This is a genomic window from Nonomuraea phyllanthi, assembly GCF_006334985.2.
In the GTDB taxonomy this organism is placed as follows: domain Bacteria; phylum Actinomycetota; class Actinomycetes; order Streptosporangiales; family Streptosporangiaceae; genus Nonomuraea; species Nonomuraea phyllanthi.
Genome location: NZ_VDLX02000007.1, coordinates 147,291 through 166,521 on the forward strand (window position 1 = coordinate 147,291; position 19,231 = coordinate 166,521).

20 protein-coding genes are annotated in these 19,231 nt (G+C 72.5%); 11 read left to right on the top strand and 9 right to left on the bottom strand.

Annotation, left to right across the window (positions count from 1 at the left end):
- The first annotated feature begins 32 nt into the window (after positions 1-32).
- Both FH608_RS20060 and FH608_RS20065 read left to right on the top strand, forming a co-directional pair.
- Positions 33-407 carry a VOC family protein gene (locus FH608_RS20060; RefSeq protein WP_139632078.1) on the top strand — a complete coding sequence of 125 codons (375 nt, stop codon included), beginning with the start codon at positions 33-35 and terminating at the stop codon, positions 405-407.
- Positions 408-526: 119 nt separating this feature from the next.
- On the top strand, positions 527-1,408 hold the full coding sequence (locus FH608_RS20065) for a DMT family transporter (RefSeq protein WP_139632079.1): 882 nt from the start codon (positions 527-529) through the stop codon (positions 1,406-1,408).
- 6 nt (positions 1,409-1,414) lie between these two features.
- Here FH608_RS20065 and secA2 read toward each other — a convergent pair whose 3' ends face one another.
- Positions 1,415-3,565 (bottom strand): accessory Sec system translocase SecA2, encoded by a 2,151-nt coding sequence (gene secA2 / locus FH608_RS20070; RefSeq protein ID WP_226899716.1) that lies wholly within the window; start codon positions 3,563-3,565, stop codon positions 1,415-1,417.
- A 196-nt stretch (positions 3,566-3,761) separates the two neighbouring features.
- Positions 3,762-4,625 carry a DMT family transporter gene (locus FH608_RS20075; RefSeq protein ID WP_139632081.1) on the bottom strand — a complete coding sequence of 288 codons (864 nt, stop codon included), beginning with the start codon at positions 4,623-4,625 and terminating at the stop codon, positions 3,762-3,764.
- 253 nt (positions 4,626-4,878) lie between these two features.
- Between FH608_RS20075 and FH608_RS20080 the strand changes: the two genes are divergently transcribed.
- Complete coding sequence (locus FH608_RS20080) at positions 4,879-5,223, top strand: PRC-barrel domain-containing protein (RefSeq protein ID WP_139632082.1); 345 nt, start codon at positions 4,879-4,881, stop codon at positions 5,221-5,223.
- Between the two features lie 72 nt (positions 5,224-5,295).
- Here the strand turns inward: FH608_RS20080 and FH608_RS20085 are convergent, their stop codons facing one another.
- On the bottom strand, positions 5,296-5,892 hold the full coding sequence (locus tag FH608_RS20085) for a nucleotidyltransferase (protein ID WP_139632083.1): 597 nt from the start codon (positions 5,890-5,892) through the stop codon (positions 5,296-5,298).
- Positions 5,893-5,962: 70 nt separating this feature from the next.
- On the opposite strand from FH608_RS20085, the gene FH608_RS20090 reads away from it, so the two are divergent.
- On the top strand, positions 5,963-6,448 hold the full coding sequence (locus FH608_RS20090; RefSeq protein ID WP_139632084.1) for a DUF1360 domain-containing protein: 486 nt from the start codon (positions 5,963-5,965) through the stop codon (positions 6,446-6,448).
- Here the strand turns inward: FH608_RS20090 and FH608_RS20095 are convergent.
- Positions 6,445-7,398 (bottom strand): TIGR03557 family F420-dependent LLM class oxidoreductase, encoded by a 954-nt coding sequence (locus tag FH608_RS20095; protein WP_139632085.1) that lies wholly within the window; start codon positions 7,396-7,398, stop codon positions 6,445-6,447. The genes FH608_RS20090 and FH608_RS20095 overlap by 4 nt on opposite strands.
- A 61-nt stretch (positions 7,399-7,459) precedes the next feature.
- On the opposite strand from FH608_RS20095, the gene FH608_RS51575 reads away from it, so the two are divergent.
- Entirely contained in the window at positions 7,460-7,609 is a 150-nt protein-coding gene (locus tag FH608_RS51575; protein ID WP_193318526.1) for a GPGG-motif small membrane protein, read from the top strand.
- Between the two features lie 188 nt (positions 7,610-7,797).
- On the opposite strand, the gene FH608_RS20100 is transcribed toward FH608_RS51575, so the two are convergent.
- Genes FH608_RS20100 through FH608_RS20110 form a run of 3 tightly spaced genes read right to left on the bottom strand, consistent with a single transcriptional unit; the run spans position 7,798 to position 9,808 of the window.
- Positions 7,798-8,529, bottom strand: a complete 732-nt coding sequence (locus FH608_RS20100; protein WP_226899717.1) for a metallophosphoesterase family protein — start codon at positions 8,527-8,529, stop codon at positions 7,798-7,800.
- A complete protein-coding gene (locus tag FH608_RS20105) occupies positions 8,522-8,770 on the bottom strand; it encodes a BON domain-containing protein (RefSeq protein ID WP_139632087.1) in 249 nt (82 codons plus the stop codon). Before FH608_RS20105 ends, FH608_RS20100 begins: the two co-directional genes overlap by 8 nt.
- A gap of 45 nt (positions 8,771-8,815) precedes the next feature.
- On the bottom strand, positions 8,816-9,808 hold the full coding sequence (locus FH608_RS20110; RefSeq protein WP_226899718.1) for a DNA topoisomerase IB: 993 nt from the start codon (positions 9,806-9,808) through the stop codon (positions 8,816-8,818).
- Between the two features lie 55 nt (positions 9,809-9,863).
- Here FH608_RS20110 and FH608_RS20115 point away from each other — a divergent pair, with 55 nt between their 5' ends.
- Genes FH608_RS20115 through FH608_RS20125 form a run of 3 tightly spaced genes read left to right on the top strand, consistent with a single transcriptional unit; the run spans position 9,864 to position 13,040 of the window.
- Positions 9,864-10,142 (top strand): hypothetical protein, encoded by a 279-nt coding sequence (locus tag FH608_RS20115; RefSeq protein ID WP_139632089.1) that lies wholly within the window; start codon positions 9,864-9,866, stop codon positions 10,140-10,142.
- A gap of 7 nt (positions 10,143-10,149) precedes the next feature.
- Positions 10,150-11,163 carry an SDR family oxidoreductase gene (locus FH608_RS20120; protein ID WP_139632090.1) on the top strand — a complete coding sequence of 338 codons (1,014 nt, stop codon included), beginning with the start codon at positions 10,150-10,152 and terminating at the stop codon, positions 11,161-11,163.
- A gap of 50 nt (positions 11,164-11,213) precedes the next feature.
- Positions 11,214-13,040 carry a transketolase gene (locus FH608_RS20125; protein ID WP_139632091.1) on the top strand — a complete coding sequence of 609 codons (1,827 nt, stop codon included), beginning with the start codon at positions 11,214-11,216 and terminating at the stop codon, positions 13,038-13,040.
- A 79-nt stretch (positions 13,041-13,119) separates the two neighbouring features.
- On the opposite strand, the gene FH608_RS20130 is transcribed toward FH608_RS20125, so the two are convergent.
- Both FH608_RS20130 and FH608_RS20135 read right to left on the bottom strand, forming a co-directional pair.
- On the bottom strand, positions 13,120-13,503 hold the full coding sequence (locus FH608_RS20130) for a ChaB family protein (protein WP_139632092.1): 384 nt from the start codon (positions 13,501-13,503) through the stop codon (positions 13,120-13,122).
- A 13-nt stretch (positions 13,504-13,516) separates the two neighbouring features.
- Positions 13,517-13,798, bottom strand: coding sequence for a hypothetical protein (locus FH608_RS20135; RefSeq protein ID WP_139632093.1), 282 nt, complete (start codon positions 13,796-13,798; stop codon positions 13,517-13,519).
- A gap of 38 nt (positions 13,799-13,836) precedes the next feature.
- On the opposite strand from FH608_RS20135, the gene FH608_RS20140 reads away from it, so the two are divergent.
- The 3 genes from FH608_RS20140 (at position 13,837) to FH608_RS20150 (ending at position 19,222) form a co-directional block, all read left to right on the top strand.
- The gene (locus FH608_RS20140) at positions 13,837-14,346 is read left to right on the top strand and encodes a shikimate kinase (RefSeq protein ID WP_394367689.1); all 510 of its coding nucleotides are present in this window, start codon (positions 13,837-13,839) and stop codon (positions 14,344-14,346) included.
- On the top strand, positions 14,339-14,932 hold the full coding sequence (locus FH608_RS20145; protein ID WP_317135572.1) for a GNAT family N-acetyltransferase: 594 nt from the start codon (positions 14,339-14,341) through the stop codon (positions 14,930-14,932). Before FH608_RS20140 ends, FH608_RS20145 begins: the two co-directional genes overlap by 8 nt.
- A 105-nt stretch (positions 14,933-15,037) precedes the next feature.
- Positions 15,038-19,222: a protein kinase domain-containing protein gene (locus tag FH608_RS20150; RefSeq protein WP_193318527.1), complete on the top strand. Its 4,185-nt coding sequence runs from the start codon at positions 15,038-15,040 to the stop codon at positions 19,220-19,222.
- The last annotated feature ends 9 nt before the right edge of the window (positions 19,223-19,231 follow it).

The window sequence follows — 19,231 nt, forward strand, 5'->3', positions numbered from 1 at the left end:
AGATGACAGGCATGGCTGGAAGGCTGGTCCGCATGACGACGAAAGCGCGGCTCCTGGCGGTCACCCTCGACTGTGCCGAGCCCAAGAAGCTGGCCGAGTTCTACCACGAGATCACGGGATGGGACGTCCAATACGCGGAGGACGAGTACGCGGCCGTCGGCGACGGCACGACGAGCATCTACTTCGGGCGGGTCCCCGAGCGCAGGCCGGCGGCGTGGCCTGGCCCGGACAAGCAGTTCCACCTGGACTTCCGGGTGCCGGACGTCGAGAAGGCGGTGGAGGAGTACATCGCGCTGGGGGCGGTCAAGCCCGAGTTCCAGCCCGGGATCACGGAGGAGGGCGTCGGCTGGGTGGTCATGCAGGATCCCGAGGGGCACCTCTTCTGCGTCTGTCCTGAACGTTCCTGATCTCGTCTCTGGGCAGGTTAGGTACGGCGTTCCGCCTAAAGGATGATTCGCCCCACCTGGCAGGCCCCATAAGCTAGAGCAATGCTCTTGGAAGGATCCATGCCCCTGCGCGGGCCGCGATGACCTGGGCCGGCCTGGCAGTCGCCCTCGTGGGAGCGCTCGGATACGCGCTCGGCGCGGCCCTGCAACAGTACGAGGCCGTGGCCGAGGGCGCCTCCCTCAAGCTGGTCAGGCGGCCTCGCTGGTGGATCGGCGGCGTCATCGGTTTCACCGGCGCGTGCCTGCACGCCGTGGCGCTCAGCCTCGCCCCGCTGGTGGTCGTCCAGCCGATCAGCGTCGCGACGCTGGTGTTCGCCGTGCCGCTGGCCGCGTTCATGTACGGGCGCAGGCCGTACAAGGCCGAGATCCTCGGCTCCATCGCGGTGGCCGTGGGCCTGCTCTGGCTCATGCTCCTGGTCCCGCAGCACAACGTGACGCCCAGGCTGGGCGACGGCGCGGCGATCGGGTTCGTGGCCGTGATCGGGGTGATCGTCCTGGTCACCCAGCTGGCCGCGGCCCGCGCGCGGGGCCCGAACCGGGCGCTGCTGCTGGCGGTCGGCGCGGGCGTGGTGACGGCGAGCGTGTCCACGTTCGTCCGGGTGGTCGGCGGCGGCATGCAGGGCGACTGGGGGCGGCTGGTGCACTGGTTCACGCTGGCCGTGCCGGTGCTGCTGGTCTGCGCGGTGGTGCTGCTGCAGCGCTCGTACGCCGTGGGCTACTTCGGCATCGCGTACGCCGGCGTCCAGGTCATCGACCCCATCACCTCGGTCCTCGCGGGCGCGATCCTGCTCGGCGAGCCCCTGCCGGCCAGCCCCTCCACCGCGATCCCGGCGGTCCTCGCCGCCGCGCTCACCATCGGCGGCACGATCACCCTCGGGCGCCTCACCCCCGACCACTCCCGCCCGGCCCCGGCGCCGGTCGAGCAGCCGCAGCAACCGGTCCCGGCGACCACCGCCGAGTGAGGAAGGTCAGCCGCGCCGGGTGGCCGTCTTGACCCGCTTGAGGATGCGGTCCCACTCCGTGCCGAACGGGTTGTCCTGCACCAGGTAGGTCCACGTCGCCGTCGGCCGCCGCAGGTCCGGCTCCGGCGCCTCGAACGACTCCAGCGAGCGCCGCTCCACCTCCGCCAGCAGCGATTTGTACTCCGCCACCGCCTCCCGGTGGAACTCGTCGATCGGGCTCATCCGGCCCAGCGCCCGCAGGTGGATGCCCTCGCGCAGGTCCGTCAGGAACGCCAGGTGCTCGGTCCAGCAGCGGTCGATGGCGTGCAGGACGATCTGGCGGGCCGTCTCGTCGCGGGTGTCCTCCGGCAGGGCCTCCCAGCGCTCGGGGTCGGCGGCGGCCAGGGCCTTGCCGGCGGCGTCGCCGTGCAGGACCTTGTCGCGCCACTCCAGGATGAGCTCCCGCTGGTGCTCCAGCAGGCGGGTGTAGCGCCAGGTGTTGCGGTGGATCTCCAGGTTGACGCCCTCGGCGACGCGCTGGGCGTGGCCGACGATGTACGCGCCGCGCCGGTGGCGGACGACGCCGTCGGCGTCGGCGGCGGGAGGCCGCTCGTCCGGCACGAACTGGGTGATCAGGTCGTCCTGCATGCTGACGAAGAAGACCGAGCCGCCGGGGTCGCCCTGGCGGCCGGCGCGGCCCCGGAGCTGGTCGTCGAGGCGGCTGCTGGCGTGGCGGCCGGAGCCGATCACGTACAGGCCGCCCAGCTCGGCGACGCCCTCCCCGAGGCGGATGTCGGTGCCGCGCCCGGCCATCTGGGTGGAGACGGTGATCGCGTCGCGCTCGCCGGCCCTGGCGATGATCGCGGCCTCTTCCGCGTCGTTCTTGGCGTTGAGCACGACCGGCTCCAGGCCGCGGCGCTGGAGGAGCTTGGCGAGGTTCTCCGATTCGGCGACGTCGAGCGTGCCGATGAGCAGGGGCCGGCCGGTGGTGTGGATCTCCTGGATCTCCTCGACGAGGGCGGCGTCCTTGTCGGGCACGGTCGGGTAGACGCGGTCGGGCTCGTCCTCGCGCACGCAGGGCCGGTTGGGCGGGATGACGGCGACCTTGAGGCCGTAGAACTCGCCCAGCTGCTCGCTGACGGCCACGGCGGTGCCGGTCATGCCGCAGATCTGCGGGTAGCGGCGGATCAGCCCCTGAACGGTGATCGAGTCGAGGATCTCGCCCTTCTCGCTGGGCGGCAGCGCCTCCTTGGCCTCCACGGCCGCCTGCAGCCCGTCGGGCCAGCGCTGGAGCAGCGCCACCCGGCCCCGCGACGGGTTGATCAGCTGGACCTTGCCGTCGCGCACGATGTAGTCGACGTCGCGGGTGAGCAGCGCGTGGGCGTGCAGGGCCAGGTTGAGCTCGATGAGCGTGCCCGGCTCGTGCTCGTCGTAGAGCTCGACGCCGAGAAGGTTCTCGACGCTGTCGGCGCCCTTGGGGGTGAGGTAGACGTTGCGGGCCTGCTCGTCGATCTCGTAGTGGTAGCCCCGGACGAGCTGCCTGACCAGCGCCGCCATCTCCGGCACGGCGCTGCCGGGGTCGGTCGACCCGGCCATCACGAGCGGCACGCGGGCCTCGTCGACCAGCACGGAGTCGGCTTCGTCGACCAGGGCGACCTCAGGCGCGGGCACGATGATCTCGGCGGCGTCGGTGCGCAGCCGGTCGCGCAGCACGTCGAACCCGATCTCGCTGACCGGCCCGTACGTGACGTCCTTGGCGTACGCCTCGCGCCGCTCGTCGGGTGAGGAGTTCTGGCCGACCCAGCCCACGCTGACGCCGAGCGCCTCGTAGAACGGCCCCATCCACTCGGCGTCGCGCCTGGCCAGATAGTCGTTGACGGAGATCACGTGGACCCGCTTGCCCTGCAACGCGTAGCCGGCCGCCGCCATGGCGCCGGAGAGCGTCTTGCCCTCGCCGGTGGCCATCTCGGCGACCTTCCCGTCGAGGAGGGCGAGCGTCCCTAGCAACTGCACGTCGTACGGCCGCAGGCTCAGCGTCCTGTCGGCGGCCTCCCGCGCGACGGCGCAGAACTCGGCCAGGTCGTCCATCGCGGGCCTCGGCAGCTCGTCGAGCCCGCGGATGCGCTCGGCCCGGTCACCGGCCGCCTTGACGATCTTCAGGTAGGGAGTCAGCGGCACCCCACCTGGACGATCCAGGAGGTTCCTGAGAATTCCCTTGAGTGAGGCCACAGTTCCTCCAACGCACGCTCCGCCGACACCGTTCCCCTCTCGCCCTCTGCCAGGCCCGGGGAGCGGAGCGACGATACGGCAAGCGTCGCCGTACGGACCCTAACCCATCCGGCGTGCTGCGCCGTCACATCGCTCCGCGCCCGCGTCACCCCGATTCGGCCCGCACGGCGAGCACCGCGACGGCGGCCAGCAGCAGCGCGCACCCCGCCCACGCGAGAGGCGTGAGCCGCTCGCCGAACAGCGCCACGCCGAGCAGCGCCGCGCCCACGGCCTCGCCGAGCGAGATGATCGACACCGTGGTGGCGCGCAGCGCGGTCAGCGCGCTGAAGAACAGCCCGTAGGCCAGGGCGGTCGGCACCGCGCCCAGGTAGAGCAGCAGCGACACCGAGGCCGCGCTCACGTCCGGCACGACGCCTTCCACCAGCGCGAACGGTGCCAGGCAGGCCGCGCCGACGACGAACCCGCCGATGGCCGTGGCGCGCGGGTCGCCGCCCTTGTGCCGCCGGGACAGCAGCGTGACCCCGGCGTACCCCGCCGCCGAGGCCAGCGCGAAGCCGATGCCCGCGACGGAGGCGCCGGACGACCGCAGCGCGGTCTCGCCGGTGAGCAGGACCAGCCCGGCCAGGGCGGCGGCCAGAGCCGTGAGCGAAGCGCGGCCGAGCGGCTCGCGGATCAGGAAGCGGCTGCCGAGGGCGGTGAAGACGGGGGTGGCGCCCATCGTCACCACGGTCGCGACGGCCACGCCGGACTGGGCGATCGCGGCGAAGTACGCGGCCTGGTAGACGGCCATCCCGGCGCCGACCAGCAGGATCCGCCCGCTCACCGCGACCGGGCCGCGGGCGAGGACGAGGAGGAAGGCGGCGCCGAGGAGGTAGCGCCACAGGGAGACGCCGGCGGGGCCGAGGCCGCCGATCAGGAAGAGCAGCGAGCCGGCGGCGCCGCCGGTGCCCCAGGCGGTCGCGGCCACGGACACGTAGAGGGCGCCCCGCCGGGCGGAGACATGGGTCATGACAGGAGTTCCCCGGATGGAGTGGTTGGAATGGGCCCGTCAGGCGGGCAGCAACCACCCCCGGATCGGTCAGACCCGGAATGTCATGAATCGCCGCCCGCTACAGGGCGGCGGGCGGGGAACAGATCAACCGTCGCGGCACGCGACCCACCCTAACGCGGCCAGGCCCCCACCGGCTCGAGGTTTACGGCACCGTACCGGGGTAGCGGTGATCTGCCCGAGGAAGACGGAAGAAGAGAGGGAGAGAGCCCCCATGGAGCTCTGGAACTATCGACCTGACGTCTACGACCGCGGTCATCCCCTGGACCTTCAGGGCTACCACGTCCAGGCGACCGACGGGAAGATCGGGTCCGTCGACGAGGCGACGTACGAGGTCGGCGAGAGCTATCTGATCGTCGACACCGGTCCCTGGATCTTCGGCAAGCGGGTCCTGCTCCCGGCACAGGTCATCACGAGCATCGATCCGCAGGAGCGCAACGTGTACGTGGCGCGCACCAAGGCCGAGATCAAGGACGCGCCCGAGTTCGACGAGGGCACGTTCAAGGAGCCCGAGTACCGGTCGCGGCTGGGCGACTACTACGGCCGCCTCCCCCGGTAATCCCCCTCGTGCCCGAGAAGGAGGGCCGCGCTCCGCCGGGAGCCCGGCCCTTCCCCTTCTCGCGGGCGCGTCTCAGGGCCACTTCGGGTCGCCCAGCGGCTCGACCGGCCCTTTCAGGACGTGCAGCCGTTCCAGGAGCGTGATGAACGTCATCGCGTACGGCGAGTCCTGGAGCACCGCGGCCACCCGCGGCCAGTCGACCTGCTCGCGCAGCGCGCGCACCTGAGCCAGCAGCGCCCCGTAGTCGCAGGCGTGCTCCGACAGCGGCAGCAGCCACGAGATGACCAGGTCGGTGGCCTCCAGCACGGGCACGATCACCGCGGACGCCTTCAGCGGCTCGGCCCGGTCGAGCAGCTCGTCGGTGATCGGCAGGTCGGACACCCGGTAGATGAGGTCGACCAGTCGCCCCTCGTCGTACGCCTTGACCAGCCAGTCCTCAGGCGGCTTGGCCGTCTGGAAGCCGATGGCGCGCAGCGCCTCCAGCGCGGCGGGCACGTCGTGCTCCGTGAGCACGAAGTCCACGTCGTGCAGGGACGGCGCGGCCCCTCTGGCGTACGCGGCGCACCCGCCGGCCAGCGCGAACTTCACGCCGGCATCCTTCAGCCCGGAGCTGGCACGCTTGAGCGTGTCGAGGATGGCGTCGGTGACCGCGTGGCCGTGACTGGTCATGTTCTCGGGCTACCCAAACGATCGTCAACTAGACGTTGGACCACGGTGCTCGGGGGTAGCGCCAGGAGCTATGACCGAAATCCTCGACAAGACCGAACAGAACTACGAGGGCGGGCAGGACCGGCCGCTCGGCGGGTACGTCCGGATCCTCGCGGCCTACGGCGGCACGGTCGCGGTGGCCGCCGCCGCGACGATGCTCGCCGGGCGGCGCGTCCCCGAGCGCGTCGGGGTGATGGACATCCTGCTCATGGCGGCGTGCACGCACAAGATGTCGCGGCGGCTGTCCAAGGACCCCGTCACCAGCCCGCTGCGCGCGCCGTTCACCCGGTACGAGGGCAACGGCGGCCCCGCCGAGGTGAAGGAGGAGCCGCGCGGCGCGGTCGGCGAGCTGCTCGCCTGCCCGTTCTGCCTGTCCCAGTGGGTGGCCACCGGGTACGCGGCGGGACTCGTACTGGCCCCCCGGGTCACCCGGCTGGTGGGCGCGACGATGACCGCGGTGGCGATCTCGGACTGGCTGCAGCTCGCCTACGCCAAGCTGATGAAGTCGGCCGGCTAGCGGACCCTCGGCAGGACCTCGCGCTCGTAGAAGGTGAAGAACGCGTCCTGCTCCTCCCCGATCTGGTTCACGTAGACCTCGTCGAAGCCGGCGTCCACGTACTGCCGGATGGCCTGGGCGTGGACCTCGGGGTCGGGGCCGACCGGACTGCCGTTCACCGCCTCGTCCTCGCTCACCATCTGCGCGAGCTGCTCGAAGTGGCGCGGCAGCGGCAGCAGTTGCGAGGCCTCCCCCTTGATGCCCTGCGTGGGCCAGAGCCGGTGCACGGTCTTGCGGGCCGACTGCTCGTCGGCCGCGTAACAGGCCTTGAGCCCGCCGAGCACCGGTTTGCCCGCCCCGCCGGCGGCGCGGAAGGCGCTGACGGCGTCGGCGTCCGGCATGGTCGTGACGTACCCGTCCGCGATGCGCGCGGCCAGGTCGATCGACTTCCGGCCGAACCCCGACATGTAGATGGGCGCGGGCTCCCGGGGCAGCGTGTAGAGCCGGGCGGTGTCCACGGTGTAGTGGCGGCCCCGGTGCGTGACGAGTTTGCCGGTGAACAGCTCGCGGATCACCCCGACCGCCTCTTCCAGCATCTCCAGCCGCTCGCTGACCGGCGGCCAGCGCGGGTCGACGACGTGCTCGTTGAGCGCCTCGCCGGTGCCCACGCCGAGCCGGAAGCGCCCGTCGCTCAGCGCGGCCGTGGTGGCCGCGGCCTGGGCGACGACCGCGGGATGGGTGCGGACCAGCGGGCACGTCACGGCGGTGGTGATCGGCAGGGACGTGGCCTCGGCCAGGGCCCCGATGACGGACCAGACGAACGGGGCCTGGCCCTGCTCGTCGAGCCACGGGTGGAAGTGGTCGGATATCCAGAGGGCCTCGAAGCCGGCGCGCTCGGCGGCCCTGGCCTGGCGGACCAGCTCTTTCGGGCCGTGCTCCTCGCAGGAGAGGAAATAGCCGAAGGTCGTCATGATAAATCCCCTGCGGGGAAAAACATGTTATGGAACTGCCCCTGAGGGCAGTTGTCGGCTCATGGCTACTTTGCTCTGGATCATCGCGGTAATACTCGTCATCGCCGGGATCTACGTGATCCTGGCCAGGCGCGAGCTCCTTTGGGGCATCGTGCTCATCGTCCTCGGATTCCTGGTCGGCCCCGGAGGTGTCAGCATCTTCAATGTGTAGGGTCGCCGCTTCCCGGCGTGGGGAGCGTGCGAGCGAACAATCGCCGTTCAGCCGCTACGAATCGGGCGCGGCCTCGGCGGGAGAACAGAAAAGACTGGCGTAGCACAGCTGTGGACTTCCGCGTCCTGGCCGCCGACCGGCCGGCCAGGACCGTCCCGGCGTTCCAGGACCGTCCCGGCGTTCGTTGTCTAGAGCCCGCCCTCGCAGTCGAGGCAGTAGACGGCGTAGGCCCGCCCCAGCACCGGCAGCGCCACGTTGCGCACCCTGATGCCACCCGGCGTCATGCCCTTCTCACTGCCCTTGTGCGCGTGCCCGTGCAGGATCAGGTCGGCCCCGGCCGTGTCGACGGCCTCCGCCAGCAGGTAGCTGCCGAGGAAGGGGTAGATCTCGGGCGGCTCGCCCTCCAGCGTCTCCTTGATGGGGGAGTAGTGCGACAGCACCACGCGCTCCTCGGCCACGATCTCCTTGAGCGCCACCTTCCACGACTCGGCGATGTAGCGGGTGTGGGCCACGAAGTTCTTGATCTCTCGCTCGCCGAACTCGCTGGCGCACTTGCCCGCGAAGCCGCCGCCGAACCCCTTCCCGCCGACCACGCCCAGTTTCCTGTCGCCGCACTGGATGACGGTGCCGTCGTCGTCCAGCACGACGACGCCGGCGTCACGTAGCTCGCCGGCGATCTCGTACTGCAGGTCGGAGTGGTAATCATGATTGCCGAGCACCGCGACGACGGGGATCGGCAGGCCGCGTAGCTCGTCGGCCACCACCTGCCCCTCCTCCATGGTGCCGTGCCTGGTCAGGTCGCCCGCCACCATCAGCACGTCCGCGCGGTCCTCGATGCCCTCCAGCTTCTTGCGGTACCGGCCTCTGTCGTCCTCCCCCAGGTGGATGTCGCCGACGGCCGCTATGCGCAAGTCAGTCAAGATGCTCATCCTCCCCCGGCTCGCCGGCCTCGACGACCTGGATCTCGTTGTGCAGGTGCAGCTCGGGCGCGGCCTCGTGCGCCACCTGGCCGAGCCGCTCGCGCTGTCCTGGCCCGCTCACCTGGCCGCGCAGGAACAACTGGTCACCTCGGATGTCGACGCGGATGCCGAGCTCGTGCGTTCGTCCGTCCTCGGCCATCGCCTGCTGGACGCGGGCCGCGACGTACTGCGGAGCTTCCATCGCTCGCCTCCTTCTCCTGTCGCCGCATGCCCATGGCATAACGGCTCAAACGGCCCGGATGACCTCAATGACCGCCCGCTCCACCGTGCCCGCCGTGGCCAGCTGCCCGAAGTCGACGTCCGCGCCCAGCTCGGTCAGCACGGGCGCGATGGTCCTGCCCTGGTCGTACGCCTCGACCACGCGCGGGTCCACGTACGAGGCCCTGGCCACGGTGGGGGTGTTGCCCAGGTACTCGGAGACCTCGCGCATGACCCGGGCGACCGCCCGCTTCTTCTGCCCGGCCGGCTTGGACACCGCGAGGCCCACGGCGGCCAGGACGGTGGCGTGCCAGGTGCGGAAGTCCTTGGCGGTGACCTCGTACCCGATGGTCTCCCGCAGGTAGCCGTTGATGTCCTCGCTCCTGATGTCGGCCCAGCCGTCGCGGCCGCGGTATCTCAGCAGCTCGCCGTCCACGCCGAGCCCCTTGAGCGCCCTGAGCACCCTGCACGCCCCCGGGTCGGCCACCTCGACCTCCCGCAGGACGTCGCCCTTGGCCTGGTAGCAGCAGGTGACGGTGCCGCGGGCGCAGGTGACGTGCTCCATCCTGAGCGTGGCGAGACCGTACGTGTCGTAGCTCTCCCCGCCGATGCGGAAGAAGCCGATGTCGAGCAGCCGGGCGGCGGCGGCCAGCACCCGTTCCCTGGTCAGGCCGCGCCCTTCCAGCTGGTCGTCCACGGCCTTGCGGAACGCCGGCAGCCGCTCGGCCACCTCCAGCACCCGGTCGAACTTGGCCTGGTCCTGCTGCTCGCGCCACAGGTCGTGGTAGCGGTACTGCCTGCGCCCCGCCGCGTCCGTGCCCACGGCCTGCAGATGGCCGCGGGGTGAGCGGCAGATCCACACGTCGGTCCAGGCCGGAGGGATGGCGAGGGCCCTGATCCGCTCCAGCGTGGCGCGGTCGCGCACGGGACGCCCGTCAGGCCCCTGGTAGCCGAACCCCCGCCCGCGACGCCTGCGCACGATCCCCGGCTCGCTCTGGTCACTGGGATGCAGCTTGGGCACGGGACCGCCGCTACCCCCGACGTTAGGCGGCAAACAGCACGGGCAGGTGAGGCGCATGCATGAGAAGCCGGACAGGGAGCCGGACCACGGAGAGTGGCACGAGGAGGGAGATGCCAGGGGGCACCCCATGGTGCCCGCGACGCCGCGCGACGTGGTGCACATCAGAGTGGGCTCGTTCCTGCTGGTGTTCCTCTTCGCGTTCGCGGTGCTCGGGCTCATCGCCCGGGCACCGGTCATGACGGGGATCGCGATCGTGCTGGCCATCGTCACGGTGATCGACATCGTGCTGGCCGTACGGCGCCAGAAGGCACGACACAACGGAGAGGCGGGCTGATTTCGGCATGGCACCACTACACGGGCGGGTCGTCGTGGTGACGGGCGCGAGCGGCGGCGTCGGGCGCGCGGTCGTCCGCCGGCTCGGGCAGCAAGGGGCCAGGGTGGCGCTGATCGCCAGGGGCACGGCCGGGCTGGGCGCGGCGGCCGTGGACGTCGGCGTGGAAGGAGGCACGGCGCAGGTCTTCGAGGCCGACATGGCCGACTACGACCAGGTGCGGCGGGCCGCCGAACGCGTCGAGCAGGAGATGGGGCCGATCTCGGTCTGGATCAACACCGCGTTCTCCTCCGTCTTCGCCAGATTCACCGACATCTCCCCCGACGAGTACGAACGCACCACCGCGGTGACGTACCTCGGCTTCGTCTGGGGCACCAGGGTGGCGCTGGACCTCATGAGGCCGCGCGGCGAGGGCACCATCGTCCAGACCGGCTCGGCTCTGTCGCAGCGCGGCATCCCCCTGCAGTCGGCGTACTGCGGCGCCAAGCACGCGATCAAGGGCTTCACGGAGTCCGTGCGCACCGAGCTGCTGGCCGACCGGAGCGGCATCCACATCACCATGGTGCAGTTGCCGGCCGTCAACACCCCGCAGTTCGACTGGGTGCTGTCCAAGCTCCGCCGCCACCCCCAGCCCGTCCCCCCGATCTACCAGCCGGAGGTGGCGGCCCGCGCCATCGTGCACGCGGCCGAGCACCCCGAGCGCAAGGAGTACTGGGCGGGCACCAGCACGGTCGCCACCCTCCTGGCGCAGCGCGTGGCCCCGGCGCTGGTGGACCGCTACCTCGCGAGGACCGGCGTGAAGTCCCAGCTGACGGACGAGAAGCCGCCGACCGGCGTGTCCAACCTGTGGGAGCCGGCCGACGAGAAGGAGGACCACGGCGCGCACGGCTCGTTCGACCGCCGGGCCCACGCCCACAGCCCCCAGCTCTGGATGTCGCAGCACCGCCGCCCGGTCCTGATCGCCCTGGCAGGAGGCGCCGCCACCGCCGCCGCCCTCACCGCCCTGGCCCGCCGAGGGGGTTAACCGGGCCTGGCCGGGTAGGCGGCGGGAAATCCTTTCCGAGGGAGGCCATGATGCCCGAGCGCGATCTTCAGTACCTGACCGAACTGGCCGCGCAACTCCGTGTCGACTCCGTACGGGCGGCCGCGGAGGCCGGGTCCGGCCACCCCACCTCCTCCATGTCGGCGGCCGACCTGATGGCCGTGCTCTTCGCCTGCCATCTGCGCTACGACTTCGAGCACCCCGGCAACCCCGCCAACGACCACTTGATCTTCTCGAAGGGGCACGCGTCCCCCCTCCTCTACGCGCTTCTCAAGGCGGCGGGGGCCATCGACGACAAGGAGCTGCTGACGTTCAGGAAGCGCGGCAGCCGGTTGGAGGGCCATCCGACGCCCCGCCTGCCCTGGGTGGACGTGGCGACCGGGTCGCTGGGCCAGGGGTTGCCCGTGGGCGTGGGGGTGGCCATGGCCGGACGGCTCGAACGGCTGCCGTACCGGGTGTGGGTGCTCTGCGGCGACAGCGAGCTGGCCGAGGGGTCGATCTGGGAGGCGGCCGAGCACGCCGGCTCCGAGGGGCTGGCCAACCTGACCGCCATCGTGGACGTGAACCGGCTCGGGCAGCGCGGCCCCACCCGGCACGGCTGGGACACCGGCGCGTACGCGCGCAGGTTCGGCGCGTTCGGATGGCACACCATCGAGATCGACGGGCATGACCCCGGGCAGATCGACTACGCGCTGGGCGACGCCCGCAACACGCGAAGACGGCCGACCGTGATCCTGGCCAAGACGCGCAAGGGCGAGGGCGCGCTGGAGGTCGAGAACCGCGAGGGCGCCCACGGCAAGCCGCTGAAGGAGCCCGACAAGGCCGTCGAGGAGCTGGGCGGCTACCGCGAGGCGCGGGTCGAGGTGCACGAGCCGGACGAGGCCCCCGCGCCGTACCGGTTCGAGGGCGGGCCGATGAGCCTGCCCGCGTACGAGGTGGGCGACAAGGTGGCCACGCGGGCGGCCTTCGGCGAGGCGCTGGCGGCACTCGGCGCGGCGCGCGGCGACGTCGTCGCGCTGGACGGCGAGGTGGCCGACTCGACCAAGGCCGAGGCGTTCGCCAAGGAGTTCCCCGAGCGGTTCTTCGAGATGTACATCGCCGAGCAGCAGCTCGTCGCCGCCGCCGTCGGGCTGCAGGTGCGCGGCTGGGTGCCGTACGCGGCCACGTTCGCGGCGTTCCTCACCAGGGCGTACGACTTCATCAGGATGGCGGGCGTGAGCCGGGCGTCCATCCGGCTGGTCGGATCCCACGCGGGGGTCTCGATCGGCGAGGACGGGCCGTCGCAGATGGGCCTGGAGGACCTGGCGATGCTGCGGGCCGTCTACGGCAGCACCGTGCTCTACCCGTGCGACGCCAACCAGGCCGCCGCGCTGACCGCCGAGATGGCCGACATCGACGGCGTGTCCTACCTGCGCACCACGCGCGGGTCCACGCCGGTGATCTACCCGCCCGGCGAGCGGTTCCCCGTGGGCGGCTCACGCGTGCTGCGGCAGTCGCACGAGGACCGGGCCACGATCGTGGCGGCCGGCGTGACCGTGCACGAGGCGCTGGCGGCGGCCGACGAGCTGCGCGACGCCGGGGTGCCGGTGGGGGTGATCGACCTGTACTCGGTCAAGCCCGTCGACATCGCGGCCCTCGCCGAGGCGGCCACCACCACGGGCAACCTGATCACGGTGGAGGACCACCGGATGGAGGGCGGGCTCGGCGACGCGGTGATGGACGCGGTCAGCGAGCTGGGGCCGCGGGTGGTGAAGCTGGCCGTGACCGGTCTGCCCGCGTCGGCGACCCCGGAGGAGCAGCTGGCCCTGGCCCGTATCGACCGCCACGCGATCGCCGACGCGGTCAAGCGGCTGCTGTGACTCTCGTCCCCCGGGGACCCGTCAATGCGTGAGGGCCGGTGGCGTGTGCGCCACCGGCCCTCCGCTGGACGGCCCCCGATCAGCGGGCCTTCGCCGTCGCCCGCCTGTTGGCCTTCTTGATGGCATTGACCAGCTCCTGCTTGGTCATCTTGGACCGGCCGTGCACGTCCAGCTCGGCCGCCACCTTCTGCAGGTGCTCCTTGCTGGCGTTGGCGTTGACGCCCTCGGCCGTCCTGCCGGACCGGTCCGTCGCGCCCTTGTCGGAAGGGCCCTTCTGCGACTTCGGCTCCCAGTGGTCGCCGACCTTCTCGAAGGAGTGCTTCAGCGCGGCGAACGCGGTCATGTGAGCACGCCTGCCCTCGCCGTACTCCTTCACGGCGTTGTCGTGCGCCTTGATCCACGTGTTCTGGGCCTTCTTCGGCGAACGTCTGATGGTCGACGGCAGCTCTTCGACGGCTGGCATGTCGATTCACCTCCTACAGCGGTGGTTCGTCGTAGTTGCGGCGTTCCTCGTACACGGTGGTCCTGCGAGCCTCGGGCTCCTCGTAGATTTCGTGGCGGTGCACCGGCTCGTCGATCGGTCCGACCGCCCGCCGTGTGACGCTGATCCGGTACAGACCGAACCCGAGTCCGACGAGGCCTCCGAGCATGAGGATGACCCCGACGACGTTGATGTCGAGGCCGGCGAGGTCGAACTCGACGGCCCAGGTGAGGATCGCCCCGAGCATGATGAGGATGATGCTTCCGGCGATGGTCATCAGATTTACCTCCTTGACACGAAGGAACTTCTATCCACATGTCGAAAAACAAACCAGTCGTAGTGATAGGGCTCATGGGGTCTGGCAAGACGACGGCCGGCCTGCTGATCGCCGAGGCGCTGGGGCTGCCGTTCAGCGACAGCGACCTGTTCCTCGAGGCTCGGCACGGCGGGACGGCGGCGCAGATCGCCGAGCGTGAGGGCGCCGACGCCCTGCACCGGTACGAATCCGAGCACGTGCTGAAGGAGCTGGACGGTGAGCCCGAGGTGATCGCGGCGGCGGCCAGCACGGTCGAGGACCCGGAGGTGCGCGCCGCGCTCGCGAGGGCGCTCGTGGTCTGGGTGGACGCCTCCGACGAGGTGCTGGCCGAGCGCATGAAGTCGAGCGACCACCGTCCCGGCTTCGACCCGGCCGAGATGCGGGCCCGGCGCGAGCCGTACTTCCGTGCCGTCGCGGACTTGCGATGCGACGTCGGCGAGCTCCGCCCCGACCAGGTCAGGGACGCGACGCTGCGGGCGTTGGGGTTGCCCGCGGTGCCGCGTGACTGACGGCCGCGCGCGGATGCCCGCGAGCATGTTCGCCGAGAAACCCACACTGGCCGGCGAGCGGGTGACGCTCCGCCCGGTGGGCCCCGAGCACGTCGACGACCTCGTCGCGCTGGTCTCCGACCCGGAGGTGCGCCGGCTGACGGGCTCCCGCGGCACGATCGGCCTCGAACCGGCCCGGCGGTGGTGCGCCACCAGGAAGGACCACTCCGACCGGCTCGACCTGGCCATCCACGCGGAGCCCGGCGAGGACTACGTGGGCGAGATCGTGCTCAACGAGCTCGACCCGTACAACCTCTCGTGCAACCTGCGCATAGCGCTCGCCGGCGAGCGGGCGGTCGGCAGGGGCTACGGCACCGAGGCGATCAGGCTGGTCCTCGACCACGCCTTCGCCACGACGCCGCTGCACCGGATCGGGCTCGGCGTCTACGCCTTCAACGAGCGGGCCCGCCACGTGTACAAGAAGGTCGGATTCGTGGAGGAGGGCGTGCGGCGTGACGCCCTGCTGTGGGACGGTGAGCGGCACGACGAGGTGCTCATGTCCGTGCTCCGTCACGAGTGGCGTGCAAGATCCGGAAGCCTGGCATAATGATCATGACGCATGGGTCCCCCGAGGCGCGCGGGGGACCTGTGGCGTCGTCAGGGCAACCATTGGGCGGTGTCGTGCATCTAAGCATCAGTGACGATGCGCTTGGTGCCTGGTGACCCCGAGAGGCTCGGCGGCTTCTGGCTGGCGGCCAGGCTCGGCGCGGGCGGGCGCGGCGTCGTCTACGACGCGTACGACGACGAGGGGCGCCGCTTCGCCGTCACGGTGCCGCGAGGCTCGCTGAAGCGGAACGGGCACGGGTTCGAGCGCGTGGGCTGTCCCCATCTGGCCGAGGTGGTGGCCGTGGGGACCGACGCGGGCGTTCCGTACGTGGTGAGCGAATACGTCGACGGGCCCGACCTGCGGCGGGCGGTGGAGCTGCACGGGCCGTACACGGGTGACGAGCTGATGGCGCTGGCCGGGGCGCTGGCGTCCGCGCTGGCCGCGCTGCACGAGGCGGGGCTGACGCATCGGGGCTTCGACCCCGAGTGCGTGCTGCTGGCCACCGGCGGCCCGAAGGTGATCGAGCTGGGCGTGCCCGCCGGCGGGGCGTACACGTACACCGCTCCCGAGGTCCTGACCGGGAAGGAGGCCGGCGCGGCGGCCGACGTGTTCGCGTGGGGCGCGGTCGTGCTGTTCGCCGCCACCGGGCACGATCCGTTCAGCGGCGAGAGCCTGGGCGGGGTCATGCACCGGCTGCTGACCCTCGACCCCGACCTCGGCGCGCTGCCGGAGCCGCTGCGCGAGCAGGTCGGGCGGGCGCTGGCCAAGGATCCCGCCGACCGGCCCGCCGCGGGTGAGCTGAGCGTCGAGAGCACGGTCCGGATACACCGGCCGGAGGGCCACGCGGGGCCGCGGGCGCTCGGCGAGGTGGCCGAGGAGGCGTACCTGGCGCTCACGCCCCGGCAGCAGTCGGAGGTGCCGGGGCTGCTGCTGCGGCTGCTCGACGGCGACAGCCCGCACGACGAGGGCGAGGTGCTCGGCCCGCTCATGGACGCCGGCCTCGTGGTGCGCCGCAGCGTGCGCGTGCCGCCGGCCGAGACGCCCGTGGGCAAGCTGGTCGCCGTCAGCGACCACCGGGTCGCCCCCGCGAGCGCCGCCCTCTACCGGGCCTGGCCCCGCCTTCGCGACTGGGTGGCCGACGAGCGCGACAGCCTGCCCGTGCACCGCACGATCCGCGAGTCCGCCCAGCGCTGGTCGGAGCACCGGCGCGGCAGGGGCCACCTCCTGCGCGGCCCGGCGCTCGGCACCGCGCTCGCCTGGGCCGCGACCAAGCGCCGCCATATACGGCTCAACCAGCTCGAACGCGACTTCATCAACGACAGCGTGGCCCTGTCCAGGCAGCGCGGGAAACTTCTCACGCCCGCGCTGACGGCGGTCTGCGTGGTGCTGGCCGTCGCGGTGACCCTGTCGGTGGTGTCCGTGCACGGGCAGAGCCGGCTGCGCGGCGAGCTCATGGAGGCCAACGCGCGGGCCGTGGCCGCCAGGGCGGAGGCGCTGCGCTCGTCCGACCCGCGCACGGCGATGCGGCTGAGCGTGGCGGCCTGGAACCTGTCGCCGGTGTTCGAGGCGCGGGCGGCGCTGCAGGCCTCGCTCGTGCAGCCGGAGCTCGGGGTGTTCACCGACCCGGCCGCCGACCTGCGGGCCCGCTACCTGCTCCATGGGGACGAGCTGGTCAAATGGGGCGCCGGCTCGGTCACCGTCTGGGACGTCGAGCGCGAGCGGATGCTGGCCTCGTACCCGCTGGCGGCGGGCGGGGTGGTGAGCGACGACGGGCGGTTCGCGGAGGGGGCCGACGGCAGGCCCTTCGAGGTGGCCACGGGCCGGCCGCCCGCGACCGACGCCACGTACACGGTCACGCAGGGGAACGTGACGCGGGTGTACCGGGGCGGGCGGCTGCTGTTCGACGTCGCCGACCGCCGGGTGGCGATCTCCCCGGACGGGAGCGCGGCGGCGCTGTCCGGCCTGGACGGGCGGGTGGAGGTCCGCTCGCTCGTCGGACTGGACGAGCGGGCCGCGCGGGCCGGAACGGACGACCGGGCCGGGTCGGACGATCAGGCCGGCCGGACCGGAGCGAACGACCGGACCGGGCAGGACGAGTCGGCCGGACGAGGCGAGCGGACCGGACAGGACGAAAAGACCGGCCAGGACGGCAAGACCGATCAGGACGGCCGGGCCGGACAGGACGGCCGGGCCGGACAGGACGGCAAGACCGGCCAGGACGAGTCGGCCGGGCAAGCGGGACGGGCCGAGAACGGGCGGGCCGAGCACGGGCGGGCCGGGCAGGACGAGCCGGCCACGGTGGGCGGCCGGGCCGGTCGGAAGACGCTGGCGGTCGAGGTCCGGCCGCTGACGGGCGCCGACGCCGCCGCGCCGGCGGTGGCGTTCAGCCCGGACGGGGCGACGCTGGCGGTGGCGGGCCGCGACGGGGTCACGCTGGTGCCGACCAAGCAGGAGGGCACCGTACGAGGGCAGAACCCCCAGCCGTCCGCCCCCAGCACCTCGGGCCCGGCGACCCCCGCCCCGGACCGGCGATCGGCGACCGCGATCCCGGCCCCAGGGTCGGCCCCACCCACCGCCACCACCCCCTCCAGCGGCCCCGCGAACACGGCGTCCCCCGGCCGGCCCGCCGACGCGGCATCGCCCAGCCACCCCGTGAACGCCGCCTCTCCCAGCCGGCCGGCGGACGCCACATCCCCCGGCCCGACGCCCCCTGGCGCCACCGCACTTGACCGGCCGCTGAGCGCCACGGCACCCGGCCGCCCCGCCGCCGCGAACCCTCCGGACCGCACGGCACCCGGCCGCCCCGTGGCCGCGGCCCCTCCCGGCCCCACGGCACCCGCCCAACCACCCCCTGCCGCGACCGTCCCCGGGACATCAGGCCCCACGCCACCCGATCGGTCTGCAAGAGCAGGGGTACCCGGCGATCCCACGGAGGCCGCGTCACCGGCCCCGTCCTCCAGCCGTCACCCGGACGTGCGCTCGGACGTGCGCCCGGACGTGCGCTCCGACGGCCAGGACACCCGGCAGGCAGGCCAGGACGGCGCGGCCGCCACCACGAAGTCGTCCACCTCCACCCCGCGCGGCACGGACGTCCTCGGGCCTGACGTCCTGGGAGCGAACACGCTCGGGGTGAACGCGTTCGGCGTCGACGAGAGCTGGCACGTCTCCGCGGACCCGCCCGCCTTCAGCCCCGACGGCCGGCTCCTCGCCCTGCCCGGCGACGGCGAGGTGCGGATCTGGAACGTGGCCGAGCACCGCCTCACGGGCGCCTACCCGCTCAGGAACCCGGAGCGCGGCCTGGCCTTCTCCGCCGACGGGCGCGCGCTGCGCTACCTCAGCGGCACCGGCTCGGTCGTCACGCTCGACGTCTCGGGCTTGCCCGTACCGTCGAAGGAGAGCCAGAGCGCCGCCTTCTCCGGCAACGGCCGGGTCGCCGCCAAGGAAGTGGGCGACTCGATCGAGCTCACCGACGCCGTGGAACGCAGGCCGCTCGGCCGCATCGCCGCCGCCGGCGACCTGGCCTTCGACGCGGACGGCCGGCTGCTCGCCGTCGCGGGCGACCCGGTGACGGTGTGGGAGGTGGCCGGTGGGCGGCAGCTGACCACCATCGACGCGGGCGGGGACGTACCCGCCGTCGCCCTCTCCCCCACCGGCGACACGCTGGCCACCGCGCGCGGCAGGACGCTGGAGACGTGGGACGTGCGCGCGGGGCGGCGGATCAGGGTGTACGAGGGGGCGGGGGACCTGGCGCTGGCCTTCAGCCCCGACGGCTCCAGGCTGGCCGCCGGCGCCAAGCTCCTCGACCTGGAGACCGGCGAGATCACCCCCCTCCGCCTCACCCGGTCGGCTGGCGGCTCCCCGGCCCCGACCGCGCTCGCCTTCTCCCCCGACGGGCGCACGCTGGCCTTCGGGCTGGAGGGCGGCCGGGTGCTGCTCTGGGACGTCCGTGAGGAGCGATCGAGGGGCACGCTCCAGACCGGCCCCGCTCCGGTGGACGAGCTGCGCTTCTCCCCCGACGGCGCGCTGCTGGCGATCGACACCACCCGCACCTCGCTCTGGGACGCGACCACGATGCGCGAGGTCGGCCAGGCGGGCTCGTGGGCCGCGGGGCCTGCCTTCACCCAGGACGGGAAGCTGCTGCGCGGGGTGGCGCTGGACGGCACCGTACGCGAGAGCCCGGTCGATCCCGCGCTGGCGGCCAAGGAGGTGTGCGCCAGGGCGAGCGGGCCGTTGAGCAGGGCGGAGTGGGGCCGGCTGATCCCGGAGAGCGGCTACCAGACCGGCTGCTGACGTCGGGAG